Annotated in this window: 12 protein-coding genes and 1 pseudogene; 11 read left to right on the top strand and 2 right to left on the bottom strand. The window is 70.2% G+C overall.

Annotated elements, in window-relative coordinates:
* Positions 1 to 83 precede the first annotated feature (83 nt).
* The 5 genes from grxD to VQ02_RS11970 all read left to right on the top strand — a co-directional run bounded on the left by grxD (position 84) and on the right by VQ02_RS11970 (position 3,310).
* The gene (grxD, locus tag VQ02_RS11990; protein ID WP_048444427.1) at positions 84 to 422 is read left to right on the top strand and encodes a Grx4 family monothiol glutaredoxin; all 339 of its coding nucleotides are present in this window, start codon (positions 84 to 86) and stop codon (positions 420 to 422) included.
* A gap of 121 nt (positions 423 to 543) precedes the next feature.
* Positions 544 to 1,452 (top strand): NAD(P)/FAD-dependent oxidoreductase, encoded by a 909-nt coding sequence (locus tag VQ02_RS11985; RefSeq protein WP_048444426.1) that lies wholly within the window; start codon positions 544 to 546, stop codon positions 1,450 to 1,452.
* A gap of 214 nt (positions 1,453 to 1,666) precedes the next feature.
* Positions 1,667 to 1,873 (top strand): hypothetical protein, encoded by a 207-nt coding sequence (locus tag VQ02_RS11980; protein WP_048444425.1) that lies wholly within the window; start codon positions 1,667 to 1,669, stop codon positions 1,871 to 1,873.
* Between the two features lie 221 nt (positions 1,874 to 2,094).
* Complete coding sequence (locus VQ02_RS11975; protein WP_342447819.1) at positions 2,095 to 2,847, top strand: SMP-30/gluconolactonase/LRE family protein; 753 nt, start codon at positions 2,095 to 2,097, stop codon at positions 2,845 to 2,847.
* Positions 2,848 to 3,115: 268 nt separating this feature from the next.
* Entirely contained in the window at positions 3,116 to 3,310 is a 195-nt protein-coding gene (locus VQ02_RS11970; protein WP_048444424.1) for a hypothetical protein, read from the top strand.
* A gap of 13 nt (positions 3,311 to 3,323) precedes the next feature.
* On the opposite strand, the gene VQ02_RS11965 is transcribed toward VQ02_RS11970, so the two are convergent.
* Both VQ02_RS11965 and VQ02_RS11960 read right to left on the bottom strand, forming a co-directional pair.
* Positions 3,324 to 4,208 (bottom strand): hypothetical protein, encoded by an 885-nt coding sequence (locus VQ02_RS11965; protein WP_048444423.1) that lies wholly within the window; start codon positions 4,206 to 4,208, stop codon positions 3,324 to 3,326.
* Between the two features lie 134 nt (positions 4,209 to 4,342).
* Positions 4,343 to 5,284, bottom strand: coding sequence for a ring-cleaving dioxygenase (locus VQ02_RS11960; RefSeq protein WP_048444422.1), 942 nt, complete (start codon positions 5,282 to 5,284; stop codon positions 4,343 to 4,345).
* 129 nt (positions 5,285 to 5,413) lie between these two features.
* On the opposite strand from VQ02_RS11960, the gene VQ02_RS11955 reads away from it, so the two are divergent.
* The 6 genes and pseudogenes from VQ02_RS11955 (at position 5,414) to VQ02_RS11930 (ending at position 15,997) form a co-directional block, all read left to right on the top strand.
* The gene (locus VQ02_RS11955) at positions 5,414 to 6,352 is read left to right on the top strand and encodes a LysR family transcriptional regulator (RefSeq protein ID WP_048444421.1); all 939 of its coding nucleotides are present in this window, start codon (positions 5,414 to 5,416) and stop codon (positions 6,350 to 6,352) included.
* 207 nt (positions 6,353 to 6,559) lie between these two features.
* The gene (locus VQ02_RS11950; protein ID WP_048444420.1) at positions 6,560 to 6,829 is read left to right on the top strand and encodes a DUF6489 family protein; all 270 of its coding nucleotides are present in this window, start codon (positions 6,560 to 6,562) and stop codon (positions 6,827 to 6,829) included.
* Positions 6,830 to 7,052: 223 nt separating this feature from the next.
* The gene (aceE, locus tag VQ02_RS11945; protein WP_157080599.1) at positions 7,053 to 9,731 is read left to right on the top strand and encodes a pyruvate dehydrogenase (acetyl-transferring), homodimeric type; all 2,679 of its coding nucleotides are present in this window, start codon (positions 7,053 to 7,055) and stop codon (positions 9,729 to 9,731) included.
* Positions 9,732 to 10,079: 348 nt separating this feature from the next.
* A pseudogene (gene aceF / locus VQ02_RS11940) lies at positions 10,080 to 11,384 on the top strand (dihydrolipoyllysine-residue acetyltransferase); the annotation flags it as partial.
* Positions 11,385 to 11,415: 31 nt separating this feature from the next.
* The gene (lpdA, locus tag VQ02_RS11935; protein ID WP_048444417.1) at positions 11,416 to 13,251 is read left to right on the top strand and encodes a dihydrolipoyl dehydrogenase; all 1,836 of its coding nucleotides are present in this window, start codon (positions 11,416 to 11,418) and stop codon (positions 13,249 to 13,251) included.
* 442 nt (positions 13,252 to 13,693) lie between these two features.
* Complete coding sequence (locus VQ02_RS11930; RefSeq protein WP_425339897.1) at positions 13,694 to 15,997, top strand: NADP-dependent malic enzyme; 2,304 nt, start codon at positions 13,694 to 13,696, stop codon at positions 15,995 to 15,997.
* Positions 15,998 to 16,004: the final 7 nt, after the last annotated feature.

The following is a 16,004-nucleotide window of genomic DNA, read 5'->3' as shown; positions in this document are numbered from 1 at the left end:
TTGCCAAGCGCCCCTTGCCAAGCGCCCCCTTGGACATTCCGGCCGGCCATCATTAAATGACACGCGGAACGAGGATCGTACCCATGACCGACGTCAACAGCCGCATCGAGACCGAGATCAAGTCCCAGGACGTGGTGGTGTTCATGAAGGGCACGCCGCAATTCCCGATGTGCGGCTTCTCGGGCCAGGTGGCCCAGATCCTCAACTACCTGGGCGTGCCGTTCAAGGGCGTGAACGTGCTCGAGGACATGGAGATCCGCGAGGGCATCAAGGCCTTCTCGCAGTGGCCGACCATCCCGCAGGTCTACGTCAAGGGCGAGTTCGTCGGCGGCTGCGACATCACCCGCGAGATGTTCCAGTCCGGCGAGCTGCAGCAGCTGCTCTCCGAGAAGGGCATCGCCACCAACATCGCCGCGGCCTGATTCCAGGCGCCGGATCGAAGACCGGAAGAGGCGCGCGAGCGCCCTTTTTCGTTGCACCCGCGAACTCCGCGAGCCGTCGGCGCGTCTACTCGCGAGCATTACGGCTCGTGAAGGGTGCGACATGCGGGACGTGATCATCGTGGGCGGCGGGCCGGCGGGACTGTCCGCGGCGCTCATCCTCGGGCGCTGCCGGCGCCGGGTGCTGCTGGTCGATGCCGGCCACCCGCGCAACGCCGTGACGCCGCACATGCACGGCTTCCTCGGTCGCGACGGCTGCGCGCCGGGCGACCTGCGCGCGGATGCCCGCCGGGAGCTCGCGGCCTACGACACGGTCGAGGTCTGGGAGGGCCGCGTGGTCGACGCCGTGCGGGCGCCGGACGGCTTCCAGGTGGTGATGGAGGACCAGCGCCGGGCGAAGGCGCGCCGGATGATCCTCGCCCCCGGCCTGCGCACGGAATTGCCGGCCCTGGAAGGGTTCTCCGCGTACTGGGGCCACGGCGTCCACCACTGCCCCTATTGCGACGGCTTCGAGAACCGCGACCGGCCGCTGGCGGTCTACGGCCCGGGCGAGGCGGGCAAGGGAGCGGGAATGGGGCTCGCCCTCGAGCTCACCGCCTGGAGCCGTGACCTGACGCTCTGCACCGACGGGCCCTGCGACCTCGATCACCCCGAGCGGGAGCGGCTCGCCCGCCAGGGCATCCGGGTCGAGGAACGCGCGGTGGCGCGGCTCGAGGGCGAGAACGGGCGCTTCGCCCGGGTGCGCCTGCGCGACGGCGCGGCCCTCGAATGCGGCGCGCTGTTCTTCACCACCGGGCCCTGCATCCCCTCCCCGCTCGTCGAGCGGCTCGGCTGCGACCTGTCGCCGAAGGGCACGGTGCCGACCCGCGACTACGAGCAGTCGAACGTCCCGGGGCTCTACGTGGCGGGCGACGCCTCGCGGCGGGTCCAACTCGCCATCGTGGCCGCCGCCGAGGGCGCCATGGCGGCCTTCGCCATCAATACCGAGCTCCTGCGCGAGGATACGCGCTGATTCGCCCCCCGATTCGCCCCAGCTTAGATCAGGACAGCATTCCGTCGTCCTCCGCGGCACCGCGCCTGGTCAAATAACGCGGCAGCAGCAGGAACTTGCCGGACCGGGCGGCGGCCGCGGCGGAAACGGCCGGGCGGACAATCGTCCTGTCAAGACTTTATCGTACGGCGAAGGTTTGTTAGCTTTTATTCAACGATCTCGGGAGGGAGCGCCCATGATAGCGCTGACTCAGGCATGGCGAGCCGGGTTCACCCGGCGCACGCAGCGTGCCGTCGTGACCCGCATGGCCGCGACGGTGCGGGTCGAGCCGGAACCGCCGGAGCACCACGAGCTGACCGCGCGGGAGCTGATCCGCATGGCCCAGTCCGCCCGCTCGCGGCGCGACGGAGCCGCCGGGGCCGGCGCTTTCGGCGCCGGCTGACCCGGGCTCGCGTGCCTTCCGGGCGCGCCGTCCCTGATGAGGCCGGAACCCCGGCGCTGAACTTCGGCAACCACCGCGCGTTCTCCGTCCCCCGCGCACGGAGATCCGCGTGTCCCCTCCCGTCCATCCCGAGACCCCTCGCGTCGCCGTGGCGTGCCGCTGCACTCTCGGCGAGGAGGTGCTGTGGGACGGGCGGGACGGCAGCCTGACCTAGGGTCGACATCGGGGATCCGGCGCTGTGGCGCCACCGGCCGGCGACGGGCGAGACCGACCGGCTGCCCCTCGACGAGACGCCCGGCTTCGTCGTCCTGACGCCGGATCCCGCGACGGTGGTGGCGGGCCTCCGCTCGGGCCTGGCGCGGCTGCACCGGTCGACCGGCGCGCGCACCCCTCTCGCCCCCGGGCCGGACGAGCCGGGTAACCGTCTCAACGGCGGCCGCGTCGGGCCCGACGGCGCGCTCTACTTCGGCACCATGAACGAGGCCGAAGCGGCGCCGACCGGCACCTTCTATCGTTGGGACGGCAGCAGCCTGGAGCAGTTCGGCGGCCGGATGCCGGTCGCCAACGGGCCGGTCTGGAGCCCGGACGGTCGCGTGCTCTACACCGTCGACACGGGCGCCGGGGTGATTCGCCGGCACGCCGGCTGGACCGCGCCGCCGGAGGACCTGATTCGGTTCGAGCCCGGCTGGGGCAAGCCGGACGGGCTCGCGGTGGATGCCCAGGGCTACCTCTGGGCCTGCCATTACGGCGGCTCGCGCATCACGCGATGCGCTCCGGACGGCACCCTCGACCGCATCGTGCCGATGCCCACCGCCCTGGTGACCCACTGCACCTTCGGCGGCCCGGACCTCACCACCCTCTACGTCACCACCGGCCTGCGCGACCGGGACCCGACCATCGATCCAATGGCCGGGCACCTGTTCACGCTCGAGACCGGTATTCGCGGAGTGCCGGCACGCATCTTCACCTTATAGCCACGCTTCTTCGCCGCAATGCACACGAAGTCTTCGTGCATCGCACAACAGCGCAGCGTGCGCTCGCGCACGTCGAGCGGACTGGCGCGATGTTAGGCGATCGTGGCACTTGCGAGGGAAGCAGGCACCGTCTTTCGGCGGTGGACTGAAACTTTTTCTTGCACGGCGAGTCGCAGCGCGGAACTGTATGAGTTCTTCAGCGTTGCTGTTGCCTAAGCGTGAGTATGCGTACCCCCTCAGCCACGGGCCGCGAGCCCGGGGGACAATCATGCCCGATTTCGAGTCACGGAACCTCGACGATACCGAGAGCCTCGCCCGGCTCGCCGAGTTGCTCCATCCCACCAAGGTCGCCCGCACCGAGGCCAGGGCCCGCGGTCGTCGCCGCGCGGCGGTCGGCCTGATCCCGGCCCAGGCCCCCACCTCGGCCGGCCAGCCGCAGCAGGCGGTCCTTCAGCACGCCTGAGCGCGCGGCGCGCCTACCAGGCCTGCGAGGTGATCAGCCCCTTGCTGGTGACGACGACCCAGGTCCGGCCGCGGCGCTCGATCGCCTCGACCCGTCCGGCCCCCGGCAGCGTGTCGCCCGGGCCGACCTCCACGAGGCGGCGGTTGCGGTTCTCGATCATCGCCATTCCGTCATAGACGTCGCGCAGCACCCAACCCTCGATGGTGGGCGGCTTCGCCTTGTCGGCCGGCTTGTCGGGCAGGCTGCCGGTCAGGGCCGGCTCCGCCGCCGCGACCGCCACCGGGACGGGGGCGGCCGGCGCGGCCGCGACCGGGGTGGCGGCGTGACGCTTGTCGAGCTTGTCGGCGACCGCGGCGATGCGGGCCGCCTGCTCCCGGTCGGCGCGATCCTGCCGCTCGGCCATGGCGGCCAGGCGCTCGCCGACCGCCGCGACCTTGCCGGCGAGGTCGCCCTCGAGGCGCTGCAGCCGCTCCAGGCGCTCGGAGACCTGCCCCAGGCGGGCGGCGGTCTCGGCGCGGCCCTTATCGGCCGCCTCCTGGGCCTGGACGGTGCGGTCGCGCAGCAGCGACACGTCGGTGGCGAGGCGGGCCGCGTCGGCGGCGCCGGCCTCGACCCGGCCGCTGAGCCGCGACCACTCGGCCGCCGGGATGCCCGGCTGGCCGCCCTGGACGGCGCCCATCAGCGCCACCGTGGCGCCGCCCGCCAGCGCCCCGACGCAGCCGGCGCAGAGGAGCCCCGCGAGCGTCGTCGTCTTCAGCTTCGGCCAAGGGCGCCCGGCAAGGGAGAACCGCCCGGCAGGTGAGGACTGCCCGGACAGGTTCGCCGGTCCGCTCTTGCCCGTGGCGGGCGCCGCACCGTCCGGGGCCGGCGCGCCGGCGACGTCGTTCTGATCCACCATGACCCGAGCTTCCCAGAAATCCAGGAAGCTTTGGGTAACCATGTTTGCTTAACCGCTGGTTACCACGGAGACCACCGGCCGCGGCACCCGCGCCGAGGAGGACCGGATCGCGACAGCGATCCGGTCCTCTCCCGTCAGGCCAGATCGGGCAGCACGCGCTCGATCTCGGCCCGGTGCGGCTCCAGGAAGGCCGGCAGCTTCAGGGCCTGGCCGAGGATCTCGGCCGGCTCGTCGGCGGAGAAGCCGGGATCGTCGGTGGCGATCTCGAACAGCACGCCGCCGGGCTCCCGGAAGTAGACCGAGCGGAAGTAGTGGCGGTCGCGCTGCTCGGTCACCTGCAACCCGAGCGCCTCGGCGCGGCGCGCCATCTCCTCCTGCGCCGCGTCGTCGGCGGCCCGGAAGGCGACGTGGTGGACCGAGCCGCCGCCGGAGCGCCCGGGCAGGAAGTCGCCGACCTCGCGCAGCGTCACGTAGGCGCCGAGCCCGGCCTCGCCGGCGTAGCGGGTTAGCGAGCCCTCCCGGCCGGTCTCCACGAGGCCGAGCACCTCCGTCAGCACCCGGGCCGTGGGGGCGGCCTGGCGCAGCATCAGGGTCACGCCGTGGAAGCCCCGCACGGCGTGCTCCGCCGGCACCTCGGCCCCGCTCCAGGCCGGCTCGGCCTCCGCACCCGCCACGCCGACCAGGGCGAGGCGCATCCCGTCGGGATCGCGGAACGGCAGAACCGTCTCGCCGAACACCTTGGCGGGCGCCTCGAAGGCGACTCCCGCCGCGACCAGCCGGTGCGTCCAGTACCCGATCGAGCCTGCAGGCACCCGGAACGCCGTCTCCTCGGTCTGCCCGACCCCGACCCGGCCCGGGGCGACGTGCTCCCAGGGGAAGAAGGTCAGGATCGTGCCCGGCGCGCCGTCCGCGTCACCGTAGTACAGGTGGTAGGTGCCCGGATCGTCGAAGTTGACGGTCTTCTTGACGAGCCGCAGCCCGAGGACCCGGGTGTAGAAGTCGAGGTTCCGCCGCGCCGGCCCCGAGATGGCGGTGACGTGGTGCAGGCCGGCGGAGGCGGTGGTGATGGTCGTCATGGCCCGGAACTCCCAGATGGCGGACCGGCGGGGGAAAGCCGTCGGGTCCGTCGCGATGACGAAGATCTAGGGGTTGCCTGCGAGGTCAGAAATAGAAACAATCGAAACCCATCGTTTCTGGACGCGACCATGCCGCTGCCCGATTTCGAGGCCTGGGCGATCTTCGCCCGGGTGGCGCAGACCGCCTCGTTCTCCCGCGCCGCGGCGGAGCTCGGCCTCTCCAAGGCCACGGTGTCGAAGGCGGTGAGCCGGCTCGAGCAGCGCCTCGGCGCGAGTCTCCTGCACCGCACCTCCCGGCGCCTCGCCCTGACCGAGGCCGGGCGCCTCGCCCTCGACGGCGCCGCCCGCATCCTGGCGGCAGGCGAGGCGGCGGAGGCCGAGGCCCTGGCGCAATCGGCCTCGCCCCGGGGGCTGGTGCGCCTCGCCGCCCCGATGTCGTTCGGCCTCGCCCACGTGGCGCCGCTCCTGCCCGACTTCCTCGCCGCGCACCCGGAGGTCGCCGTCGACCTGCATCTCAGCGACGCGCTCGTCGACCTCGTCGGCGGCGGCTTCGACCTCGGCCTGCGCATCGCGGCGCTCGCCGATTCGAGCCTGCGGCTGCGCCGGCTCTGCGCGGTCGGCCGCTCGCTGGTGGCAGCCCCCGACTATCTTGCGCGGGCCGGCCGACCGGCGCATCCGCGCGACCTCGCGGGCCACGCCTGTCTCGGCTACGCCTACCTGCCGAACCCGGAGCGCTGGCACTTCCACGACGAGGCCGGCGGCGAGGTGACGGTGGTGCCCGCCGGGCGGCTGCGGGCAAACAACGCCGACGCGCTGACGCCGGCGCTCAGGGCGGGCCTGGGCCTCGCCGTGCAGCCGGACTTCCTGATCTGGGACGACCTGCGCGCCGGACGGCTCGAGCGGGTGATGCCGGGCTGGTCGCCACCACCGGTCGGACTCAACCTGCTGATGCCGCCGGGCGCCGCCCGGCCGGCGCGGGTCACCGCTCTCGTGGCGTTCCTGGAGCGCCGGCTCGCGGCGGCCCCCTGGGCGAGCGCGCCCGCGCGTGACACGATGGCTGCCCCGTAACAATACGGCTTTACAAAGTCCGCGGAATGGTCGACGGGGCGCATACGACCTTCGTCGTAGGGCGGAACGGGCGGGCCGCGTGCGACCGCCGTGCCGTCTGTTAGACTAGGTCGTTGATTTCACCGCAGTTTTTTGCATCCCGCATGGTTCCCACGCCGGCCAAAAGGTGCTCTAAGCTCGGACCGGGGTCCGAGAAGGAAGAATGCGATGAAGTTCCGCGTCGAGGTCGATTGCACCCCGATCGAGGCACGCCAGTTCGTAGGGCTCCCGAATGTCGAGCCACTGCAGGCGGCGGTGATGGCCGAGGTCGAGCGGCGCATGATGGCCGAGATGGACCGGTTCTCGCCCGACACCATCATGCGCAGCTGGTTCTCGGTGTTTCCGCAGAATGCCGACCAGATGCAGAGCCTCTTCCTGAAGATGTTCCAGCAGGGATTCGGCGGTGCTCCGACTCCGCCGGCCAAGTCCGATACCTGAGTCACAAGTCCGACTACCTGATGCACAAGTCCGGCCCCTGGTGCCGCTGATGGCCGGGAGCAGTTCCGGGTTTTCGCACTGCAGCGACGTGGGCGGTGCGGAGAATCGGAAAGCCCCTCGCCGTCAGTCACGCTAAACCCTTGCAATACCTGACGAGCTGCGGAAGCATAGCGGTGGCACGAACGATGCTGACGCCTGCGGCAGCTCGACCCGCCGATCGAGCATGACCTTAAGGGAGGACAACGTGGAACGCAGTCGCGATCTCGACCCGGTCGAGACCCAGGAGTGGCTCGATTCGCTCGACGGCGTGCTGGAGGTCGAGGGTCCGGAGCGGGCGCACTTCCTCATCGAGCAGGTCATCGAGGGCGCCCGCAAGAAGGGCGCGCCGGTTCCGTACTCGGCCAACACCGCGTACCTGAACACGATTCCCGTCGACAAGCAGGACCCGCACCCGGGCGACCGGGTGATCGAGCACCGCATCCGCTCGGCGATCCGCTGGAACGCGATCGCGATCATCCTGCGCAACAACAAGGACTCGTCCGAGCTCGGCGGCCACATCGCCAGCTTCCAGTCCGCCGCGACCCTGTACGACACCGGCTTCATGCATTTCTGGCACGGCGCGGAGGGCGACCGCGGCGGCGACCTGATCTACGTCCAGGGCCATTCCTCGCCGGGCATCTACGCCCGCGCCTATCTCGAGGGGCGCCTGACCGAGGAGCAGCTGCTCAAGTTCCGCCAGGAAGTCGGCGGCAAGGGCCTGTCCTCCTATCCGCATCCCTGGCTGATGCCGGATTTCTGGCAGTTCCCGACCGTCTCGATGGGCCTCGGCCCCCTGATGGCGATCTACCAGGCGCGGTATCTGCGCTACCTGCACCATCGCGGGCTCGCCAACACCGACGGCCGCAAGGTCTGGGCCTTCATGGGCGACGGCGAGATGGACGAGCCGGAATCCCTCGGCGCGATCTCCCTCGCGGCGCGCGAGAAGCTCGACAACCTGGTCTTCGTCATCAACTGCAACCTGCAGCGCCTCGACGGTCCGGTGCGCGGCAACGGCAAGATCGTCCAGGAGCTCGAGGCCAACTTCCGCGGCGCCGGCTGGAACGTCATCAAGGTGCTGTGGGGCTCGGGCTGGGACCAGCTTCTCGCCCGCGACACCTCCGGCATGCTGGCGCGCCTGATGGAGGAGTGCGTCGACGGCGAGTACCAGGACTTCAAGTCGAAGAACGGCGCCTACATCCGCGAGCACTTCTTCGGCAAGTATCCTGAGACCGCCGCGCTGGTGAAGGACTGGAGCGACGACGACATCTGGCGCCTGACCCGCGGCGGCCACGACCCGAGCAAGGTCTTCGCGGCCTACTCGGCGGCCGTGAAGCACAAGGGCCAGCCGACCCTCATCCTCGCCAAGACCGTGAAGGGCTACGGCATGGGCGAGGCGGGTGAAGCGCAGAACATCACCCATCAGCAGAAGAAGATGGGCGAGGCGGTGCTCAAGCAGTTCCGCGACCGCTTCCAGATCGACCTCTCCGACGACCAGATCGCCGAGATCCCGTTCATCCGCTTCCCCGAGGGGTCGCCGGAGCACCAGTACCTGATGGCCCGGCGCAAGGCCCTGGGCGGCCCGCTGCCGGCGCGGCTCCAGAAGTCGCAGAGCCTGCAGGTGCCGCCGCTCGAGGCGTTCTCGGCCCAGCTCAAGGAGACCGCGGGCCGCGAGATCTCCACCACCATGGCCTTCGTGCGGGTGCTCAACACGCTCCTGCGCGACAAGAACATCGGCAACCGCATCGTGCCGATCGTGCCCGACGAGAGCCGGACCTTCGGCATGGAGGGCATGTTCCGGCAGTTCGGCATCTTCAGCCAGGTCGGCCAGCTCTACCGGCCCGAAGACGCCAACCAGCTGATGTACTACCGCGAGGACGAGAAGGGCCAGATGCTCCAGGAGGGCATCAACGAGGCAGGCGCCATGTCGTCCTGGATCGCAGCCGCGACCTCGTACTCGCACTCCGACGCGCCGACGATCCCGTTCTACATCTACTACTCGATGTTCGGGTTCCAGCGCATCGGCGACCTCGCCTGGGCTGCCGGCGACATGCGCGCCCGCGGCTTCCTGATCGGCGGCACCGCCGGCCGCACGACCCTCAACGGCGAGGGCCTGCAGCACGAGGACGGCCACAGCCACCTGATCTCGGCCACCATCCCGAACTGCGTCTCCTACGACCCGACCTTCTCCTACGAGGTGGCGGTGATCGTGCAGGACGGCCTGCGCCGGATGTATGCCGAGCAGGAGGACGTGTTCTACTACCTCACGGTGATGAACGAGAACTACGAGCATCCCGGCATGCCCGAAGGGGCCGAGGCCGGGATCCTCAAGGGCATGTACCTGTTCCGCGAGGGCAAGGCCGGTGCCAAGCTCCGGGTGCAGCTGATGGGCTCGGGCACGATCCTGCGCGAGGTCATCGCCGGGGCCGAGCTGCTGGAGCAGGATTTCGGCATCGCCGCCGACATCTGGTCCTGCCCGAGCTTCACCGAGCTGCGCCGCGAGGCGATGGCGGTGGAGCGCTGGAACCTCCTGCACCCGACCGAGACGCAGAAGAAGACCTACGTCGAGACCTGCCTCGAAGGGCGCCAGGGCCCGGTGATCGCGGCGACCGACTACATGCGCCTCTTCGCCGACCAGATCCGCCCCTACGTGCCCGCCCGCTACAAGGTGCTCGGCACCGACGGCTTCGGCCGCTCCGACTACCGGGTGCGCCTGCGCGAGTTCTTCGAGGTCAACCGCTACTGGGTCGCCGTCGCGGCGCTCAAGAGCCTGGCCGAGGAGGGCGCCGTGCCGGCCGCCAAGGTCGCCGAGGCGATCGCCAAGTACGGGCTGGATCCGGAGAAGCCTGCCCCCTGGACCGTCTGAGCCTGCAACCGCGCGAGGCTCCTTCTCCTCCCGGACGCCCTGTCGGAGTCGCGTTTCTCCTCTGAGAGCCAACCCCTTGTAAGTACGCGCTTTCCCCTCCCCTTCGTGGGGAGGGGAAAGGGGATCGAGGATCCTGCGCGAGGGCGGTGCAGAATGGAGCATCGCGCTCCACGCGGCACCACCCCCACCTCCTCCCCACACGAGGAGGAGAGGCGCGCGTCTTCCAGCGGGAGAGTGCGATCAGACCGAGATGTGTGAAGACGATACCCGGGCGCCCGGGAGGGAACGGCTTCGCGTGCCGAGCATTCCATCTGCGTAAAATCGTTTTAAGCAAATCAATCGGGAGAGTGCGCAGTGTCGATCGAGGTCAAGATCCCGGATATCGGTGATTTCAAGGACATCCCGATCATCGAGATCCTGGTGAAGGAGGGTGACACCATCGGGGCGGAGGACCCGATCGTGTCGCTCGAATCCGACAAGGCGACGATGGAGGTGCCCTCCCCGTCGGCCGGTGTGATCGAGAAGATCCTGGTCAAGGTCGGCGACAAGGTGAGCGAGGGCAGCCCGGTCCTGCTCCTGAAGGGCGAGGCCGAGGCCAAGGCGCCGGCCGCGGCCCCGAGCGCCGGCGCGGCGCCCTCGGCCGACACCGCCGCCCTGATGCCGAAGCAGGAGCCCGACCCGGCCGCCCCGAGCGCGCCGCCGGTCCCGGCGGCGCCCGCCTCGTCCGCGCCGGACTTCTCGAACGTCCATGCGAGCCCCGCGGTGCGGCGGCTGGCCCGCGAGCTCGGCGTCGACCTGACCACGATCAAGGGCACCGGCGAGAAGGGCCGGATCACCAAGGAGGACGTGAAGGGCACGCTGGTGCGCTCCGCCGCCCCCGCGGCGTCCGCCGGCGCAGTCGCTCCGGCCGGCGGCATGGGCATCCCGGAGATCCCGGCGGTCGACTTCTCGAAGTTCGGCCCGACCGAGGTCAAGCCGCTCGCCCGGATCAAGAAGATCTCCGGCCCGCACCTGCACCGCGCCTGGCTCAACGTGCCGCTCGTCACGCATTCTGACGAGTCGGACATCACCGACACCGACGCCTACCGCAAGGAGCTCGACACCGCCGGCAAGGACAAGGGCTACCGCGTCACCCTGCTGTCGTTCCTGATCAAGGCCGCGGTCTCGGCGCTGCGCCAGCACCCGGAGTTCAACTCGTCGCTGAACCCCGAGAAGGACGCGCTGATCCTGAAGAAGTATTACAACATCGGCGTCGCCGTCGACACGCCGGACGGACTCGTCGTCCCGGTGGTCAAGGATGCCGACCGCAAGGGCATCGTCGAGATCAGCCAGGAGCTGGGCTCGCTGTCGAAGAAGGCCCGCGACGGCAAGCTCGGCAGCGGCGACATGCAGGGCGCCACCTTCACGATCTCGTCGCTCGGCGGCATCGGCGGCACCGGCTTCACGCCGCTCGTCAACGCCCCAGAGGTCGCGATCCTGGGCGTGGTGCGCTCCAAGATGGCGCCGGTCTGGAACGGCTCCGAGTTCAAGCCGCGCCTGATGCTGCCGCTCTCGGTCTCCTACGACCACCGCGTGATCGACGGCGCGCTCGCTGCGCGCTTCACCCGCCACCTCGCCCACGTCCTCGAGGACGTCCGGCGCCTCGTCGTCTGACGGGGGACGTGAAGAACAGCGAGGTGATCCGATGAGCAACGAAGTCCGTCTGCCGGACATCGGCGACTTCAAGAACGTCCCGGTGATCGAGGTGCTGGTGAAGGCCGGCGACACGATCGCGGTCGACGACACCATCATCGTCCTGGAATCCGACAAGGCGACCATGGACGTGCCCTCCTCCGTGGCCGGCAAGGTCGCGGAAGTGAAGGTCCAGCCCGGCGACAAGGTCACGCAAGGCGACCTGATCCTGGTGCTGGAGGGTGCTGCGGCCGGCACCGGCCAGGCCAAGCCCGAGGTCGCCGAGAAGGCGGCCCCGGCACAGACCTCCGCGGGCGGCTCGCCGCTGGCGGCCGGCACCGGCCAGGCCGGCTACGGCTCGCCGGCCACCGCCGGCGGGACGGGGGCGTCCGCCGCACCTGCCCCGAAGGGCGCCGCCCCGGTCTCCGGCGAGGAGATGCGGGCCGAGGTGCTCGTGCTCGGCGCCGGCCCCGGCGGCTACACGGCGGCGTTCCGCGCCGCCGACCTCGGCAAGAAGGTGATCCTGGTCGAGCGCTGGCCGAGCCTCGGCGGGGTGTGCCTCAATGTCGGCTGCATCCCCTCGAAGGCCCTGCTCCACGCCGCCAAGGTGATCGACGAGAGCCAGGCGATGGCCTCGCACGGCATCAGCTTCGCCGCGCCCCAGATCGACATCGATCAGCTCCGCAGCTGGAAGGAGGGCGTGGTCAAGCGCCTGACCGGCGGCCTCGGCGGGCTGGCCAAACAGCGCAAGGTGACGGTGGTGACGGGCACCGCCCGCTTCGTCAGCCCGCACCAGATCGAGGTCGAGCACGAGGGCAAGAAGACGATCATCGGCTTCGACAACGCGGTCATCGCGGCCGGCTCCGAGCCGATCAAGATGCCGTTCATCCCGCACGACGACCCGCGGGTGATCGACTCGACCGGGGCCCTCGAACTCGACGGGGTGCCGAAGCGCCTCCTCGTGATCGGCGGCGGCATCATCGGCCTCGAGATGGCGACGGTCTACCACGCGCTCGGGTCCAAGGTGACCATCGTCGAGCTGATGGACCAGATCATCCCCGGCGCCGACAAGGACATCGTCACGCCGCTCTTCAAGCGGATCTCGAAGCAGTACGAGGCGATCCACCTCAAGGCCAAGGTTACGGCCGTCGAGGCTCTCCCTGAGGGCCTCAAGGTGACGTTCGAGGGCGGCTCGGCGCCGGCGACCGACACCTTCGACAAGATCCTGGTCTCGGTCGGCCGCCGTCCCAACGGCAAGCTGATCAACGCCGAGGCCGCCGGCGTCGCGGTGGACGAGCGGGGCTTCATCCCGGTCGACAAGCAGATGCGCACGACCGCGCCGCACATCTTCGCCATTGGCGACGTGGTCGGCCAGCCGATGCTCGCCCACAAGGCGGTGCACGAGGGCAAGGTCGCGGCAGAGGCCGCCGCCGGCAAGAACTCGTTCTTCGACGCGAAGGTGATCCCGTCGGTGGCCTACACCGATCCGGAGGTGGCCTGGGTCGGCCTCTCGGAGACCGAGGCCAAGGCCAAGGGCATCAAGGTCGGCAAGGGCGTGTTCCCGTGGGCGGCGAGCGGCCGCTCGCTGTCGCTCGGGCGCGACGAGGGCATCACCAAGGTGCTGTTCGACGAGGAGTCGAACCGCATCGTCGGCTGCGGCATCGTCGGCCCCTCGGCGGGCGACCTGATCGCCGAAGCGGCGCTCGCCATCGAGATGGGGGCGGACGCGGAGGACATCGGTCTCACCATCCACCCGCACCCGACCCTGTCGGAGACGGTCGGCATGGCGGCCGAGGCCTTCGAGGGCACGATCACCGACCTCTACATGCCGAAGAAGAAGGCGCATTGAGGTAAATCTTCAAGGTGAGACGGCAGCGCCGCTGCCGTCTCACGCAGCGTTCACGCAATAAGGCGCGGGATCCCCTCTCCCGTATGGGAGAGGGGCAGGGGTGAGGGTGACTCGCTTCAGTGTGAATCACTGAGCGCCGTGCTGGAGCGGGACGGCCAGACCTCGACTCAGGACCGTAGCACCCTCACCCCCAGCCCCTCTCCCACACGGGAGAGGGGAAATATTGCGCCTCGTCCTCTCAACGATTTTCGAGACTTAAGTCTTCGGGCCATGCACAGGGCAGCCGGGTTGGGATGTTGTATCCCGGCTCCGGCCTCTCTCGCCCGGAAACAGGCTCAACCCGCCCTAACCCCGGCGGGATCACGACCGTAACCTTGAGCGTTCTCATCCCGATCGGCGCCCGCGAACAGCGCCGGCCGGGATAGCGACCCCGCGCGCCGCCATCCCGCAAACACCAGGAGGAAACCCCGTGGACGAGCAACTCGAGAAGGCCGCCCTCGACTATCACCGCTTCCCGACGCCCGGCAAAATCGCCGTGCTGCCGACCAAGGACATGAGCACCCAGCGCGACCTCGCGCTCGCCTACTCGCCGGGCGTGGCCGCCGCCTGCCTCGCCATCGAGAAGGACCCAGCCCAGGCCGCCGAGCTGACCTCCCGCGGCAACCTCGTGGCGGTGATCTCGAACGGCACCGCGGTGCTGGGCTTGGGCAACACCGGCGCGCTCGCCGGCAAGCCGGTGATGGAGGGCAAGGGCTGCCTCTTTCGCAAGTTCGCCGGCATCGACGTGTTCGACATCGAGATCGACGAGACCGACCCGGACAAGCTCGTCGACATCATCGCGAGCCTGGAGCCGACCTTCGGGGGCATCAACCTCGAGGACATCAAGGCGCCGGAATGCTTCGAGATCGAGACCCGCCTGCGCGAGCGGATGAAGATCCCGGTCTTCCACGACGACCAGCACGGCACCGCGATCATCGCCGCCGCGGCGATCCTCAACGGCCTTGAGGTGGTCGGCAAGCAGATCGGCGATGTGCGCGTCGTCTGCTCGGGCGCCGGGGCGGCGGCGATCGCCTGCCTCAACCTGCTGGTGAGCCTCGGCCTCGACAAGAAGAACGTCCTCGTCACCGACAGCCGCGGCGTGATCTACCAGGGCCGCAACAACCTTGACGCCCAGAAGGCACAGTACGCGCAAGTCACCGAGGCCCGCACCCTCGCCGACGCCGTGCCGGGCGCCGACATCTTCCTCGGCCTCTCGGCCGCCGGCGCGCTGACGCCCGAGATGGTCAAGGGCATGGCCGACAAGCCCCTGATCCTGGCGCTCGCCAACCCCGAGCCGGAGATCCGGCCCGAGGCCGCCAAGGCCGTGCGCCCCGACGCGATCATCGCCACCGGCCGCTCGGACTATCCGAACCAGGTCAACAACGTCCTGTGCTTCCCGTTCATCTTCCGGGGTGCCCTCGACGTCGGCGCCACCACGATCAACGAGGAGATGAAGCTCGCCGCGGTGCGGGCCATCGCGGAACTCGCCCGCGCCGAGCAGTCGGACGTGGTGACGGCGGCCTACGGGACGCAGGACATCGCCTTCGGCCCCGACTACCTGATCCCGCGGCCCTTCGACCCGCGGCTCATCACCAAGGTGGCACCGGCCGTGGCGCTGGCCGCCACCGAGAGCGGCGTCGCGACGAAGCCGATGCTCGACGTCGAGGCCTACCGCCGCTCGCTGGAGAGCCGCGTCTACACCTCCGGCACGGTGATGCAGCCGGTCTTCGCCGCGGCGAGCGAGGCGAGCCGTGCCCGCGTGGCCTACGCCGAGGGCGAGGACGACCGGGTGCTGCGCGCGGCCCAGGTGGTGGTCGACGAGGGGCTGGCCCGGCCGGTGCTGGTCGGACGGCGCGAGGTCATCGCCGAGAAGATGCGGGCTCTGGGCCTGCGGATCGAGGTCGGCCGCGACGTCGACGTCCAGGACCTCGACGACGAGGTCTTCCAGGCCGAGGCCGCCCAGGGCTACTACGCCCTGCGCAAGCGCTACGGCCTCTCGCGCGAGGTCGCGCGGGCCGAAGCCCGGCGCAACCCGACGGTGGTCGGCGCGATGCTGCTGCAGCTCGGCAAGGTCGACGGGCTCCTCTGCGGCGGCACCGGCTCCTATCACAGCCACCTGCGCCACGTGCGCGAGGTGATCGGGATGGCGCCCAAGGTGAAGGCGCTGACCGCGATGAGCCTGCTGCAATTGCCGCGGCACACCCTGTTCATCTGCGACCCCTACATCCACCTCGACCCGGGCGCGGAGGAACTGGCCGACATGACGCTGCTCGCCGCCGCCGAGATGCGTCGCTTCGGCCAGACCCCGCGGGTGGCGCTGGTCTCGCATTCGAGCTTCGGCACCGCCCGCAACCCGTCGGCGGGCAAGATGCGCGACGCGCTCGCGCTCATCGCCGAGCGGGCGCCGGACCTCGAGGTCGAGGGCGAGATGCAGGCCGACGCGGCGCTCAGCCGGCCGCTGATGGAGCGGGTGTTTCCGGAATCGCGCCTCACCGGCGAGGCCAACCTCCTGGTGATGCCGAACCTGGACGCCGCCAACATCACCCTCAACGCCCTGAAGGTGGTGGCCGGCCAGGGCATCAGCGTCGGGCCGATCCTCCTCGGCGCCGCCGCCCCGGTCCACATCCTCACCCACACCACCACCGTGCGCGGCATCGTCAACATGACGGCGGTGACGGCGGTGGCGGCGTCGGCGAAGGCGGGCTGAGGCGGGG

The organism is Methylobacterium variabile, from assembly GCF_001043975.1.
In the GTDB taxonomy this organism is placed as follows: domain Bacteria; phylum Pseudomonadota; class Alphaproteobacteria; order Rhizobiales; family Beijerinckiaceae; genus Methylobacterium; species Methylobacterium variabile.
This window is presented reverse-complemented; position numbering and strand designations above follow the sequence as displayed.